Source organism: Bartonella bovis 91-4 (assembly GCF_000384965.1).
GTDB classification, from domain to species: domain Bacteria; phylum Pseudomonadota; class Alphaproteobacteria; order Rhizobiales; family Rhizobiaceae; genus Bartonella; species Bartonella bovis.
On the sequence record NZ_CM001844.1, the window covers coordinates 671,279 to 685,743 of the forward strand.

A 14,465-nucleotide genomic window follows, 5' to 3' on the forward strand; every position below is an offset into this window, starting at 1 on the left:
GTGCAATAGCCGCATTGCAAGTAAAGTGGGGATTTGCGGATGTTAGATCCAAATAAAGTTAATGATAATCTATTAAGGAGAAGCTTGTCAAAAAAGAAAAGTTTGGACCTGATACAACAGGACGATTTTTCTATTATTAATAGTGCAGATAATACCATCTGTATTAGGCAAAGCGTCTATTTACTCACATTTTTAAAAGAAAATATAATTATCTTTTGGAGATGGTTGATAGATTGCATACAAAAGGAAATTTCTTTTGGGCTACCTTTCTTACTGATTTTAATATTTTTTTCCACAGGTGTTGTTTTTTATTTTTGTTTGGATAGAGAACCAAGTTGGAAGCAATTTATTATATTGATCAGTACATTTCTTGGAATACTGTATATTTTACGCCGTTATCGAGGAATGTGGCTCATAACTGGTTTTTTATTTTGTGTTATATTAGGCGCTTTGGCAGCAAAGATAGAAACATGGCGTATGTCTACAACAATGTTAGGCAGTGATGTTTCCACCACATTAACAGGGAGAATTGTTTCTATAGAGCCAATAGAAAAAGGAGGATTCCGTTTAAATATAGATGTTTTAAGCACGCAAAAGCCCGTGTTATATCATGCACCTGATCGGGTTCGTTTAATAGCAAAACATTTGCCATATGGGTTAGCTTCCGGTGATGGAGTATACGGGAAAGTAAGGCTTCGTGCTTTATCTGGGCCTGTACGTCCAGGAAGTTATGATTTTAGTTTCCATAATTATTTTAAAAGAATTGGTGCTTACGGAATTTTTCTGGAAAAACCAATTAAGATATCAGTTGCACAACCTGACACTTTATTAGATAGAGCCTTACAAAAAATTGAAAATTTACGGATGGTAATGACTCAACAAATTAATGCAACAATTAGCGGAGAGGAAGGAAAAATTGCTGCTGCTTTAATAACTGGGTACAGGGGTGGTATTTCAAAGGATACCAATAAGGCATTGCGTGTAGCTGGGTTAGCTCACATTTTGTCAATATCAGGTCTGCATATGGCTCTGCTTAGTGGTATGGTTCTTATCGTTATTCGCAGTTTTTTAGCTCTTTTTCCCATTTTTTCATCTTATTATTCAGCTAAGAAATTTGCTGCTGTCGTTGCATTAATAATAACGTTTTTTTATTTGATGTTATCTGGCATGAATGTAGCGGCGCAAAGAAGTTTTGTAATGGTTTCTGTTCTATTGATTGCTGTGTTGTGCAATCGTTCTGCCGTGACAATGCGCAATTTTGCTATTGCTGGTTTGGTAACTGTAGCTACTATTCCGCATGCAATATTAAGCCCTAGTTTTCAAATGTCATTTTCTGCAACTGCAGCTTTGATTGCTGCTTTTGGTTGGTGGAGTGAAAGACGATCTTCTTATACAGGCAGAACAACACCTTCTTATGTTGGAGGTGGAGTACTTCGTTTTATTTTTTCGTCAGTTGTTTCAATCTGTGCGTCTTCACTTGTGGCAGGCTTTGCCAGTGGAATTTACGCTGCTTATCATTTTGCAAATGTGGCATCACTTGGCATGATCAGTAATATTTTAGCTTTACCTATTGTTTTCATTTTTGTTATGCCTTTTGGGTTAATAGGAGCATTTGCGATGCTTATGGGGCTTGAATGGTTGCCACTACAAATTATGGGGTTTGGTATCTCTCTTGTAATAAAAATTGCTTATGCTGTAACAGCTATTTCTCCTACTCTTCGTCCTGGATTTATGCCATTATCTGCATTTGTTTTATTAAGTTTAGGCTTAGTTGGTCTTACTTTTTTAAAAACACCCATCAAATTCTTTTTTAGTATTTTCATTTTTATAGGTATTTTTGTTTGTATGGTATACTCACCTGTGCAACTAATCATAGCAAATAATATGAGTCTTGTGGGGATCATTAATGAGAGAAAATTATATATTGATCGTTACTATGCCTCTAAGTTTGTACTATCTGTATGGGCAAATTCATTCCACGTACAAGATACTATCAAACCAACAAAAAATGGTCCATCGCTCAACGGACAATTTATTTGTAATAATAATATTTGTACAGCTTTGTTAGAAAAAGGATTAAAAGTTGCCGTTTTACGCGGAAAAACAGATCAGTGTATAAACGCAGATATCGTGATTAGAGCATCTACAATAAGCAATCAAACATGCGATAAAATTGCACCGATAACATTTACATCTCAACAATTACTATCACGAGGAAGTGTTATGATGACTAAAAAAGGAGATATTATTTGGTCTTCTAACGGGTTTCATAGACCTTGGAACATACATAGACAAAATTCCCACAGATCATAGAGTAAATAGTATCAAAAAATAACTCTATTTTAGATTTTTACAATCAAATAGAGTTATATTTTAAAAGCATTCTAACCTAACAGTTAGTTTTATGAAAATACATTACAGGCAAATTTTATTCTAATTCGGAAAAACTCACACTCAGCTGACTATATCTTTCTTCTCCAATAGTGTTAAGAAGCTGAATCTGAGTTTCAAGAGAATCAATGTGATTCTCTTCATCTTCAAGTAATTCATCGAATAATTTCTTTGAAACATGGTCAGAGAGTTTAGAACAAATCTCCCGCGACTTAAGATAAGATTCCCGAGCATCATACTCACTTTTAAGATCGCATTCTAAAACTTCTCTAAGGTTTCTTCCAATACGCAACGGTGCAGGAAACTCAAGGTTAGGGTGCCCTTCAAGAAAAGTGATACGCTTAACAATTCTATTTACATGTTTCATTTCTTCTGTAGCTTCTTTACGTTCTATTTCAGCTAACTTTGCGTAACCCCAACTTTCTGTCAGGCAAGAATGCAACTGATATTGATTAACGGCACTAATTTCAAGAGCAAGAGCTTCATTGAGCTGCTTGATGATTTCTGGATGACCTTTCATGGTATTTAATCTTCCTATATCAATTTCTTTAATGGATGGACACAAATAAAAAAGAAGGTAACATATTATCCCCCTAATTATGTTTATAAAAATAATTTTTTATTATCTTAATGATAATCTCTACAATATTAGGAAAATAACCACAATATTTCTCATATTACTTCACTAAACTAAATTATATAATTTTTTATGAGCTATAATCAATAATCAACACTCTTTTTGAGAAAGAAAAGAAATGATTTTCGCTGTTTAACTGATTGATAATTTTGCAAGGATGTATGATCACTATAAATTTGAATTTGAATAATGAGAGTTATGCTAAAGTCGTTTCCTAAAAGAGTCAATATAAACAAATTTCAAAAGAGATATAGTTAATCATTGTATTCTATAAAGTGGTATGTTTTGCTATAATAACTGACTTTTTAACAGAAGATGGCAAATAAGTCTGTGAGAATTGAGGAAACAGGGTGTTTTTTTGTTATTAATTCATAATTAATAAAGATAATCGGTAACAGGAAAAGTGTTCATGGATGCTCAAAAATTAAAAAAGATGGCGGCTGCTAAAGCACTTGAGTTTGTTCAAGATGATATGCGACTTGGTATAGGTGCTGGTTCTACAGTCAATGAATTTATTCGTTTACTTGGTGAGCGTGTTGCAGATGGTCTGCGTGTCATTGGTGTTGCTGCTTCACGTTATTCTGAACAATTATGTATTAAATACGGAGTGCCTGTCACTACTCTAGAACAAATATCTGAACTTGACCTTGACATTGATGGGGCTGATGAAATTGGTCCTGATATGACTTTAATTAAAGGAGGGGGGGGAGCATTATTGCGTGAAAAAATTGTAGCGGCAGCATCTCGTACGATGCTTGTTATCGCAGATGAAACAAAAGTGGTAAAAACGCTTGGTTCTTTTGCACTACCGGTTGAGGTTAATCAATTTGGTATGAGTGCTACATGCAAAGCAATTGAAAAAATGGCTGATAATCTAGGACTTTCAGGAAAAATTAGATTACGGATGAATGGAGATATTCCTTTTGAAACAGATGAGGGTCATTTTATTCTTGATGCATTTTGGGGTCGCATTATGCAACCCAAAATATTATCAGATGCATTATTTGAAATTCCTGGTGTTGTTGAGCACGGCCTTTTTTTGGGGTTGGCTTCGCGTTCAATTGTAGCAATGGCAGATGGTACAATAAAAATTTTAGAGCCGTGTGATTTTTGAACGAAATATTTATATTGCTGATGTATTAGTTATAATAAAACGTTATTAAAAATTTTGAATAGAAATAATATAATATGGGAGTAATAATTGAATGAGAACTATACTTTCTCTTCAGCGCTTTGTAATATCACTTGGTACAGTTGTTATTTTTATTGTGAATATGGGAATGGTTTATGCACAAGATGTGAAAGACCAACATTTAGATTCAGCAAGAAAGATGATCAAGGCCATTCAAGCAACCGATCAATTTGATAATTTTTTACCAAGTGCTGCGTATAACCTCAAAAATGAATTAATAAGTGGTGATCCAAATTTGGCAACAACTATTTCTGAAATTGTTGATAAGCAAGCACTTGCTTTGGCTAAACGGCGTGCTGATTTGGAAGAAGAAATTGCTCATGTCTACGTAAAACATTTTAGTCAGGAAGAGCTAGATACAATTGCAACATTTTATAATTCTGCTGCTGGTAAAAAGTTTTTAACAGAAGTTCCAAATATCGCACGTGACTCTTATTCTGTCTTTGATAAGTGGCGTTCTAATGTAATGCAAGATCTTGTAAAAAATGTAGAAAAAGAGATGGTTAAGATACTCGGTTTGAATAAATCTACTACTTCAGAGCCTGCTTCTTCAGCAGATTCAAAATAGTTTTATGATAGTATCATAATTATCAGTGTTTTTTTATCTCACTAAAAGTGGCAGTTTTATTGTCGTTTTTAACGAAAATAAGTATTTTTTAAGTATCGTATTTATACAAAAAATTTTATTAAAGATAAAAAAGACTTTCATTCAGTGATAAAGATTAATAACCTGTACGATATAGCTGTATGGGAAGGAATGATTTGTGGCATCTTTTGATTTTGATTTATTTGTTATTGGGAGTGGTTCTGGTGGTGTACGTGCTGCTCGTCTCGCAGGGGGGCTTGGTAAGCGCGTAGCTATAGCGGAAGAATATCGTATAGGGGGTACTTGTGTTATTCGCGGTTGTGTCCCCAAAAAATTATTTGTTTACGCATCAAAGTACGCACAAGAATTCAGTGATAGCGTTGGTTTTGGTTGGCAATGTGCTGATCCAGTTTTTAACTGGGAAAAATTAGTTGCGGCTAAAAATAAAGAAATATCAAGACTAGAAGAGCTTTATCGAAAACAATTAAAAAATAATAATGTTCATATTTACGAAAGTCGTGCTGTTTTTATTGATGATCATACATTAGAGCTTTCTGCAACAGGTGAACGAGTAACAGCGGAAAAGATTTTAATCGCAACAGGAGCAAAGACTTTAACAAATACCGCAATAGGTAGTGATTTATGTCTTACTTCTAATGAAATTTTTAACCTTAAAGAGTTACCAAAATCAATAGTAATTATTGGTGGGGGGTATATTGGTGTTGAATTTGCTAATATTTTTCATGGATTAGGTGTAAAAACAACATTGCTCCATCATGGTGATTTAATCCTTCGTAATTTTGATCATGATTTGCGGCAGTTGCTAAGTGATGCAATGATTGAAAAGGGGATTTCTATTGTCTATGAGGCAACAATCTCTCAGGTTAAAACCAACGGTAATGGCTATGATGCTATTTTGTCAGATGGAAGAACTCTCAGTGTCGATCAGGTTATGTTTGCTACAGGGCGTGTGCCAAATACTGTAGACTTAGGGCTTCAGCGGGCAGGGGTTAGATTTAATGAAATTGGTGCAGTTATTGTTGATGAAAAGATGACCACCAATATACCCCATATTTGGGCTGTTGGTGATGTGACTGACCGTCGTCAATTAACACCTGTCGCTATCCATGAGGCAATGTGTTTTATTAAAACCGCATTTCAAAATACTCCAACTATACCTGATTATGATTTAGTTGCGACAGCTGTTTTTTCACAACCGGAGATTGGGACAGTTGGTCTTTCAGAAGAGGAAGCAATACACTGTTATAAATGTGTTGAAATTTATCGTACGTTATTTCGTCCTATGCGTAATACTCTTTCCGGTAACCCAGAAAAAATGTTTATGAAACTTGTTGTTGATGGTGAAAGCCGTGTTGTTGTTGGTGCGCATATTTTAGGGGAGGGCGCTGGTGAGATGGTACAGCTTATTGGAATATCTCTCAAAGGAAAACTGACGAAAGATGTATTTGATGAAACTATGGCAATACATCCAACGGCAGCAGAAGAACTGGTAACGATGTATAAACCGAACTATATATATGAAAATGGAAAGAAGTTGGAAGGCTAAACGTTGATTACTATGGTGAACTAACTTAAGACTTTTATGCTATAATCTGCGTGGAGGGGCTTTAAAAGAAAGTTACGATGGTAAAAAAATGGACACCTCAATCTTGGAAAGAAAAGCCAATTAAACAGGTTCCAACTTATCCAGATCAATCTCTATTAGCGAATATTGAAAATAAGCTACGTAAATATCCTCCTTTAGTTTTTGTTGATGAAATTCATGATTTGAAAGATAAATTAGCGGCAGTTACTAAAGGTCAAGCTTTTTTGTTACAAGGTGGTGATTGTGCGGAAAGCTTTGCAGAATATGAGGCTAATAATATTCGTGATTTTTTTCGTGTATTTTTGCAAATGGCGATTGTTTTAACTTTTGGCAATTCTAAGCCAGTTGTTAAAATTGGTCGTATTGCTGGTCAATTTGCAAAGCCACGCTCTTGTGATATGGAAAGCAAAGGTAAGGATAAGCTTCCTGCTTATCGGGGTGATATTATTAATAGCATTGAATTTGACAAAAATTCTCGTATTCCCGATCCACGACGAATGTTAATAGTCTATCGTCAATCGGCAGCAACGCTTAATTTGTTGCGTGCTTTTTCACAAGGTGGCTATGCTAACTTAGAAAATCTCCATACATGGATGTTGAGTTTTATTTCCAATAGCCCACAAGGCGAACATTATGAATTGTTGGCAAAACGTATTTCTGAAACAATAGATTTTATGCGTTCAATAGGAATTACGGCCAAAACAAATCCTTTATTATATACAACGTCTTTTTATACCAGCCACGAAGCACTTTTACTTAACTATGAAGAACCTTTAACGCGGATTGATTCAATTTCTGGAAATTGGTATGCTACATCTGGCCATATGTTATGGATAGGTGATCGTACGCGCCAATTTGATCATGCGCATGTTGAATATTGCCGTGGTATTGAAAATCCTATCGGATTAAAATGTGGTCCTTCTATTGAACCTGATGAGCTTTTGAGATTAGTTGATATTCTTAATCCTAAGAATGAACCAGGTAGGCTTACTCTCATTGTTCGTTTTGGTTATGATAAGATTGAGAATTATCTTCCTCAACTAATTCGTGTAATTAAACGTGAGAGGCGCAATGTTTTATGGTCTTGTGACCCAATGCATGGCAATACAATTATTGCAAATGGTTATAAAACTCGCCCTTTTGGTCATATTTTAAAAGAAGTCAAAAGTTTTTTTTCAATACATCAAAGCGAGGGAACTTATCCAGGTGGTATTCATATTGAAATGACAGGTCGTGATGTAACTGAATGTACAGGTGGTGCGTATGCTATTTCAGTAGAAGATCTTTCTGATCGCTATCATACTCATTGTGATCCACGATTGAATGCGAATCAGGCATTAGAATTGGCTTTTTTTGTCGCTGAACTTCTTAAAAAGAATTGTGATTCTAGTCCATTAATTGTTGAATCAAATATATAAATGGGAAATACCTAATATAATTTATAATCAATGTTTTTCTATTTGTGGAATTAAGCGCTTTTTGACAAAAGAAATGCTTTGGTGATTGAAACTGAATTATAGTCACATTAAATTAATCTGATGACACAACAACTTATAAAAAATGATTTTCGGGTTGCGGTTGCCCAATTAAATCCTATTATCGGTGATGTTGAAGGAAATTTTGCTCTCGCAGTAATGGCACATCAGGAAGCTCAAGAACAAGGTGCCGATCTTGTATTATTAACTGAGCTTTTTATAAGTGCTTATCCACCGGAAGATCTTGTGCTTAAACCTGCTTTTATAAAAGCATGTGAAAATGCTATACAGAAATTAGCAAAAGTAACAAAAAATGGACCAGGAATTGTTATTGGTGTTCCGCTAAAGCGTGGTGATGCTATTTATAATGGTATTATACTTCTTAATGATGGGCAAATAGTTGCTGAACGCTTAAAATTTGATTTGCCTAATTATGCTGAATTTGACGAAAAGCGTATGTTTTCTTCTGGTTCGTATCTTGAGCCTATTGTTTACCGTGGAGTGACATTAGGAATTGTGATCTGTGAAGATATTTGGGGTGATTCCTCTATTTGTGCACAGCTTAGTAATAAAGGAGCTGAAATTATTCTTGTTGCTAATGGATCTCCTTATAAGCGCCATAAAACATTCAAACGCTTAGATATTGTTCGAGCGCAAGCTATTCAATCGGGTGTGCCAATTATTTATGCTAATCAAGTTGGTGGTCAAGATGAGTTAGTTTTTGATGGAGGATCTTTTGCATTGAATGGACAAGGCAAAATAGCATTTCAGATGAAGCATTTTGAGAGCCATATTGCTTTAAGTCACTGGCAACGACAATCTATCGGGTGGCAATGTGTTTCTGGGCCTAATGAAGAACTTTTTAGTGGATTAGCTGCTGATTATCAGGCTTGTGTTTTAGGTTTAAGAGATTACGTTAATAAAAACTGTTTTCAAGATGTTATTCTTGGTCTTTCGGGGGGAATTGATTCAGCACTTTGCGCGACAATGGCAGTAGATGCTCTTGGAGCTGAAAGAGTGTGCGCTGTAATGATGCCTTATCATTATACTTCACAAGAATCATTAAAGGATGCTGAAGATTGCGTGCGTTTGTTAGGGTGTCATTACGAAATCATACCAATTATTCAACCTGTTGAGGGTTTTTTAAATGCACTAGCACCTATTTTTTCACAATTAAAGCCTGATGTTACAGAAGAAAATCTTCAAAGTCGTACACGCGGAACTATTTTAATGGCTCTTTCGAATAAATTTGGTTCAATGCTGATTGCAACAGGTAATAAGTCAGAAATGGCCGTTGGGTATGCAACACTTTATGGTGATATGAACGGTGGTTTTAATCCTATTAAAGATATTTATAAAATGCAGGTCTATGCATTAGCGAAGTGGCGTAATGAAAATCACTGGCAGAATTTGTTGGGGGCAAAAGGGGTTGTTATTCCATCTAATATTATCATGAAAGCACCTTCCGCAGAGCTACGAGAAAATCAGAAAGATGAGGATTCTCTTCCTCCTTATCCCATTTTAGATGATGTTTTACAATCTCTTGTCGAAAATGACATGAGTGTTGATGAGATTGTTCAGTGTGGGCATTTACGAGAAACGGTTGAGAAAATTGAACATTTGCTTTATTTAGCTGAATATAAAAGGCGGCAGTCCGCACCTGGTGTAAAAATCAGTTGTAAAAGCTTCGGGCGTGATCGTCGTTATCCTATTGTCAATCGTTTTCGTGATAAAAGTTGAGCATTGTTTAATGATAAAAGTTCGTTTTGCCCCATCTCCAACGGGTTATATTCATGTTGGCAATGCCCGTATTGCTTTATTTAACTGGCTTTATGCGCAGACATGTAATGGCACATTTGTTTTGCGTTATGACGATACAGATGTTGAACGTTCTAAACAAGAATATATTGATGGTATTATGGTTGATCTTGAGTGGCTTGGTATTAAGCCAGATGAGATTTACTATCAATCTAGACGATTTAGTCGGTATGATGAGGTTACAGAAACTCTCAAACAACGCGGTCTTCTTTACCCCTGTTATGAAACGGCAGAGGAATTAGATCGGCGCCGCAAAATCCAACTTTCACGTAGGCTACCTCCTGTTTATAATCGTGATGCATTAAAATTGAAACCAGAAGATAAAAGAAACTTTGAATTTCAGGGTCGTAAACCCCATTGGCGTTTTCTTTTACCTAATTTTGAAAAAGATCCATTTCAAACAAAGCGGACAGAAATTTATTGGGATGATCTTGTAAAGGGAAAGCAGGCGATTGATTTAGCCTCTATCTCAGATCCCGTTTTAATTCGTGAGGATGGGAGCTATCTTTATACACTGCCCTCTGTAGTTGATGATATAGATATGGCTATTACACATGTTATTCGTGGTGATGATCATATTACCAATACAGGTGCACAGATTGCTATTTTTAAGGCTCTCGGTGTAAAGCCGCCTATTTTAGGGCATATTAATTTATTGACTACAATTTCAGGAAAAGGGCTTTCAAAACGTAACAATGATCTTTCCGTTCGTTCTTTACGACAAGAAGGGTTTGAATCTATAGCTGTTCAGTGTCTTTCTGTATTGACTGGAACATCGCAAAATGTGCAGATTTATCCTAATCAAGCTGCTCTTTTAGAGCATTTTGATCTCCAAAATACGTCAAAATCAGCTGCAAAATTTGATTTTGTTGATCTTCTTTCTCTAAATAGTCATTGCGTTCATGAGTTAACATATGAAGATGTCAAAGAACGGCTTGAAAAACTTTCTATTGGTGGAGAAAAAGCAGAAGAGTTTTGGAATGCGATAAGAAGCAATATTAATAAAGTGAATGATGCAGCTTTATGGTGGACAATTATTCATGGTGATCAGAATTTTGAGGCGATTTCTCCTGAAGATCATACATTTGTACGCCAGTCTGTTGAGTTGTTACCGAAAGGTGTGTTAAATGATGAAACTTGGAAAGTTTGGACAACAGCATTAAAAGAGAAAACGGACCGCAAAGGAAAGGCTTTGTTTATGCCATTGCGTCAGGCACTTACTGGAATGGAATATGGTCCAGAAATGGGTAAGCTTTTGCAGCTTTTAGGGCGTGAAAAAGTCATAAAAAGATTAACTGTTTAAAATATTCAATATAGAACAATTAAAAAATATTTTATCAATCTTATCCGTTTCTCAATGATCAAATTTGCTATTTAAGAGCGAATTTTTATGAGCATAAATGCTGGGATATCGCTACCAAACCCAAGAGGGGTAGGACCTTTATCTTTTTCTAAATGGGATAAGTCGGGTGAATTTACTTTGTTTTTTGCAGTTTCATTATAAAATACTTTATCTTCTTTTGACAATTTTTTGATATGAGCGGTGCGTTTTTTAGGGGTGGATTTCTTTGAAAGTTTTGCAGATTTTGTTTTTATAATAGAGTCATTTGCTTGATCGTTGACTAAAGTAGAAAGGTCCCCATTGAGCCATTCAATTTTTTCTTTGCTTATTTTTTCAATAGCACTGATGTATTTTTGGTCATCGGGTGTAACAATGGTAAAAGCTTTTCCACTACGCTTTGCACGCCCTGTACGACCAATCCGATGAATATAATCTTCAGCGTGTGTTGGTACATCATAGTTGAAAACATGACTGACATCTGGGATATCAAGTCCACGAGCAGCAACGTCAGAAGCAACGAGAAGTGTGAGTTTATTGTCTTTAAAATCAGCTAATGTATTCATACGTGAGTGCTGGTCCATGTCACCATGAAGTGCACCTACACTGAAATTATATTTGATAAGCGATCTAAAAAGCTCAGAAATATCTTTTTTCCTGTTGCAGAAAATAATAGCATTTTTAAGTTCATCACCTTCATTATAAATAAGTTCTCGCAAAACAGCTCTTTTATCCCACGCTTTGCTTCCAGATTTGACAAGACGTTGCGTAATTGTTTTAGCTGTTGATGAAGCTTTTGTAACTTCAATACAGATGGGTGAATGTAAAAATTGCTCTGTCAATTTTGTAATTTCTGGCGCCATTGTTGCTGAGAAAAACAAAGTTTGACGAGTAAACGGGGTTAATTTGCAGATGCGTTCAATATCAGGAATAAAGCCCATATCTAACATACGATCGGCTTCATCAATGACAAGAATTTCAGTACCTATTAAAAGTAATTTACCGCGTTCGAAATGATCAAGAAGACGTCCTGGTGTTGCTATAAGAACATCGGCACCTTGTTCAAGCTTGCGATTTTGATCTTCAAAAGAAACTCCACCAATTAAAAGAACGACATTTAAACGATGATTCACTCCATATTTATCGAAATTTTCTTGAACTTGGGCTGCAAGTTCTCGTGTTGGCTCTAATATAAGAGTACGGGGCATTCTTGCTCTTGCACGGCCTTTTTCGAGTAATGTAAGCATAGGGAGCACGAATGAAGCTGTTTTACCAGTACCGGTCTGAGCGATCCCAAGCACATCTTTGCGTTGAAGCACATGAGGAATTGTTTCACTCTGAATAGGTGTTGGAGTCGTGTATCCTGCTGATCTTACAGCTTTAATAACTTTTTCGGAAAGGCCTAAATCATCAAAACTATTCAAAGGTGGTGTCATTTTTCTATCAATTGTTCTGCAATTTTAACCTAGTTATTGGTTAGGTTGGTTAGCATCCCATGTTATTAAAAAGGGTTAAGATGCATTTACAAAAAAGTCAACTGTAACTACCCTATATGTATAAGAAAGCAATGATAAAAATAATTAATAACGAAATTGTTCTGATAAAATACGTTCATCCCATGAATGGTCAGGATCAAAAAGAATAGAGGCTGTTATTTCTGGAGCCGATGAAATGATAACTGAATGGACAGATTTAACTTCCACATTATCAGCAGCAGCATTTACAGGGCGTTTGTTTGCTTCGAGCATATCAAAACGCACTGTCATTGTATTGGGAAGTAATGCTCCATGCCAGCGCCGAGGGCGAAAAGCGCTAACAGGGGTGAGGGCCATAAGAGGTGCCATAAGAGGCAAAATAGGACCTTGTACCGACAAGTTATATGCGGTAGATCCGGCTGGTGTGGCAACAAGAATACCATCACAATTTAATTGTTCCATGCGCACTTTGTTATCAATGCTGATACGAATCTTAGCAGCTTGATAAGATTGACGAAATAAGGATACTTCATTAATTGCAAGTGCTTCAATATGTTTTTGGCATTCAGTATTTGCAATCATACGTAGGGGATGAATTTCTTTTTTATGTGCAGCAGCAACGCGAGTTGGCAGTTTTTTCTCATGAAACTCATTCATAAGAAATCCTATTGAACCTCGATTCATCCCATAAATAGGTTTTCCGGTATTCATAACATCTCGCACTGCTCGCAACATTGTTCCATCACCGCCAAGTGCAACAACTACATCGCTTTCTTCAAGAGAAGAGTGACCGTAAACGGAAATTAATGTATTGGTAGCTTTAATAGCTTCTTCAGTTTCAGCAGAAATAAAATGAAAGCGGCTTGGTAATGGTGGCATTGAGGATTGTCCTGATATTTATGGTCTATTTTTAATGTATTTTTTAGAATTTGGAAGTTTTATATAAACACCATTTTTGCAAAAAGAAGGAATTTTGTATAAAAAGTTGATCTATTGTGGGACAATATTTTTCTTTTTGCAATTTTTTCAGAATGGTAATTCACCATTGAAGCGGAGAGCATGATCAGTTAAAAGGCTTTAATTGGTTTTTAAAACGGTTTTTAGCACCCGTAGCTCAGTTGGATAGAGCGCTGCCCTCCGAAGGCAGAGGTCACAGATTCGAATTCTGTCGGGTGCACCACATTTTTTAATACTAGAGTATATACTTTAGTTGAAATTAAATAAAAATTGAACAGTGGATATTTACAAAACGTAAGAGAAATTTTCTTTGTTATGTGTTTGTTACTTTATTAAAGCCAAGCGGTTTTTTGTTTATAAAGTCTTTGGAATTTTTGCATCTGCTAAAATAGCTGAAATATAACACTTTACAAAACTATATTAATAGAGAAACTATTCTAACAATATTTTGTTAAATTAATATTTATTAGCAAAACAATCGGTTGATTTCATATTAGTGCAACAATTTTACAATTGACAATGCCGTTCAATATATTTGCTATCATCAATTAACTATAAAACTGGCTGAGTTATTCTGATTTAGTGCAAAAGTTCTCGTTAAGATATTGTTAGGTTGTAACTCTAAATAATTATCAATATTTACATCACACTTGTGACTATGTTGTACTATTGAGGCGTTAAAAATCACACTTATAAGTTAGGTATAAGCATTATAATATTTTATATTAAATTTTAATGACCTAGTATTATTTTGATGAAGTAAATATAAGCTATATAGAATTGTTATGCTTTTTCTTTTCATAAGAAAAGCATTAATTTTGCGTTATACTAGACAAATAAGAAAGAAGATTATGACGATTATAATCAAGTCAGGTGAGGTAACACTTAGCGAACTTGAATCTGTTTATTGGGGTGATGAAGTAAGTAAACTTCATGAAGATACTCATTTAGCTATTAAGAAAGGAACAGCCGGCTCACATTGCTGAAAT

General features: G+C 35.3%; 11 protein-coding genes and 1 tRNA gene. 9 read left to right on the forward strand and 3 right to left on the reverse strand.

The window, feature by feature from the left end; all coding sequences use genetic code 11:
• Window positions 1–39 precede the first annotated feature (39 nt).
• Window positions 40–2,313 (forward strand): ComEC/Rec2 family competence protein, encoded by a 2,274-nt coding sequence (locus BBBE_RS02890; protein WP_010701117.1) that lies wholly within the window; start codon window positions 40–42, stop codon window positions 2,311–2,313.
• Between the two features lie 115 nt (window positions 2,314–2,428).
• Here the strand turns inward: BBBE_RS02890 and bfr are convergent, their stop codons facing one another.
• Complete coding sequence (bfr, locus tag BBBE_RS02895; protein WP_010701118.1) at window positions 2,429–2,911, reverse strand: bacterioferritin; 483 nt, start codon at window positions 2,909–2,911, stop codon at window positions 2,429–2,431.
• Window positions 2,912–3,437: 526 nt separating this feature from the next.
• On the opposite strand from bfr, the gene rpiA reads away from it, so the two are divergent.
• The 6 genes from rpiA to gltX all read left to right on the forward strand — a co-directional run bounded on the left by rpiA (window position 3,438) and on the right by gltX (window position 11,008).
• The gene (gene rpiA / locus BBBE_RS02900; protein ID WP_010701119.1) at window positions 3,438–4,142 is read left to right on the forward strand and encodes a ribose-5-phosphate isomerase RpiA; all 705 of its coding nucleotides are present in this window, start codon (window positions 3,438–3,440) and stop codon (window positions 4,140–4,142) included.
• Window positions 4,143–4,233: 91 nt separating this feature from the next.
• Window positions 4,234–4,788 carry a DUF2059 domain-containing protein gene (locus tag BBBE_RS02905; RefSeq protein WP_010701120.1) on the forward strand — a complete coding sequence of 185 codons (555 nt, stop codon included), beginning with the start codon at window positions 4,234–4,236 and terminating at the stop codon, window positions 4,786–4,788.
• Between the two features lie 196 nt (window positions 4,789–4,984).
• Window positions 4,985–6,373, forward strand: coding sequence for a glutathione-disulfide reductase (gene gor, locus BBBE_RS02910; protein ID WP_010701121.1), 1,389 nt, complete (start codon window positions 4,985–4,987; stop codon window positions 6,371–6,373).
• Window positions 6,374–6,450: 77 nt separating this feature from the next.
• The gene (locus tag BBBE_RS02915; protein WP_010701122.1) at window positions 6,451–7,830 is read left to right on the forward strand and encodes a class II 3-deoxy-7-phosphoheptulonate synthase; all 1,380 of its coding nucleotides are present in this window, start codon (window positions 6,451–6,453) and stop codon (window positions 7,828–7,830) included.
• A 120-nt stretch (window positions 7,831–7,950) separates the two neighbouring features.
• Window positions 7,951–9,627, forward strand: a complete 1,677-nt coding sequence (locus tag BBBE_RS02920; RefSeq protein WP_010701123.1) for an NAD+ synthase — start codon at window positions 7,951–7,953, stop codon at window positions 9,625–9,627.
• Window positions 9,628–9,637: 10 nt separating this feature from the next.
• A complete protein-coding gene (gene gltX, locus BBBE_RS02925; protein WP_010701124.1) occupies window positions 9,638–11,008 on the forward strand; it encodes a glutamate--tRNA ligase in 1,371 nt (456 codons plus the stop codon).
• Between the two features lie 71 nt (window positions 11,009–11,079).
• Here gltX and BBBE_RS02930 read toward each other — a convergent pair whose 3' ends face one another.
• Together BBBE_RS02930 and BBBE_RS02935 are read right to left on the reverse strand one after the other, a co-directional pair.
• Window positions 11,080–12,480 (reverse strand): DEAD/DEAH box helicase, encoded by a 1,401-nt coding sequence (locus BBBE_RS02930; RefSeq protein ID WP_010701125.1) that lies wholly within the window; start codon window positions 12,478–12,480, stop codon window positions 11,080–11,082.
• Between the two features lie 144 nt (window positions 12,481–12,624).
• Entirely contained in the window at window positions 12,625–13,398 is a 774-nt protein-coding gene (locus BBBE_RS02935; RefSeq protein WP_010701126.1) for an NAD kinase, read from the reverse strand.
• A 224-nt stretch (window positions 13,399–13,622) separates the two neighbouring features.
• Between BBBE_RS02935 and BBBE_RS02940 the strand changes: the two genes are divergently transcribed.
• Together BBBE_RS02940 and BBBE_RS07665 are read left to right on the forward strand one after the other, a co-directional pair.
• Window positions 13,623–13,699 (forward strand) — tRNA-Arg (locus BBBE_RS02940).
• A gap of 628 nt (window positions 13,700–14,327) precedes the next feature.
• Window positions 14,328–14,462: a hypothetical protein gene (locus BBBE_RS07665; protein WP_420806242.1), complete on the forward strand. Its 135-nt coding sequence runs from the start codon at window positions 14,328–14,330 to the stop codon at window positions 14,460–14,462.
• Window positions 14,463–14,465 lie beyond the last annotated feature (3 nt).

Coding starts and splice junctions, on each gene's coding strand:
- BBBE_RS02890 (WP_010701117.1), top strand. CDS start 40: ATGTTAGATCCAAATAAAGTTAATGATAATCTATTAAGGAGAAGCTTG.
- bfr (WP_010701118.1), bottom strand. CDS start 2,911: ATGAAAGGTCATCCAGAAATCATCAAGCAGCTCAATGAAGCTCTTGCT.
- rpiA (WP_010701119.1), top strand. CDS start 3,438: ATGGATGCTCAAAAATTAAAAAAGATGGCGGCTGCTAAAGCACTTGAG.
- BBBE_RS02905 (WP_010701120.1), top strand. CDS start 4,234: ATGAGAACTATACTTTCTCTTCAGCGCTTTGTAATATCACTTGGTACA.
- BBBE_RS02915 (WP_010701122.1), top strand. CDS start 6,451: ATGGTAAAAAAATGGACACCTCAATCTTGGAAAGAAAAGCCAATTAAA.
- BBBE_RS02920 (WP_010701123.1), top strand. CDS start 7,951: ATGACACAACAACTTATAAAAAATGATTTTCGGGTTGCGGTTGCCCAA.
- gltX (WP_010701124.1), top strand. CDS start 9,638: ATGATAAAAGTTCGTTTTGCCCCATCTCCAACGGGTTATATTCATGTT.
- BBBE_RS02930 (WP_010701125.1), bottom strand. CDS start 12,480: ATGACACCACCTTTGAATAGTTTTGATGATTTAGGCCTTTCCGAAAAA.
- BBBE_RS02935 (WP_010701126.1), bottom strand. CDS start 13,398: ATGCCACCATTACCAAGCCGCTTTCATTTTATTTCTGCTGAAACTGAA.
- BBBE_RS07665 (WP_420806242.1), top strand. CDS start 14,328: ATGACGATTATAATCAAGTCAGGTGAGGTAACACTTAGCGAACTTGAA.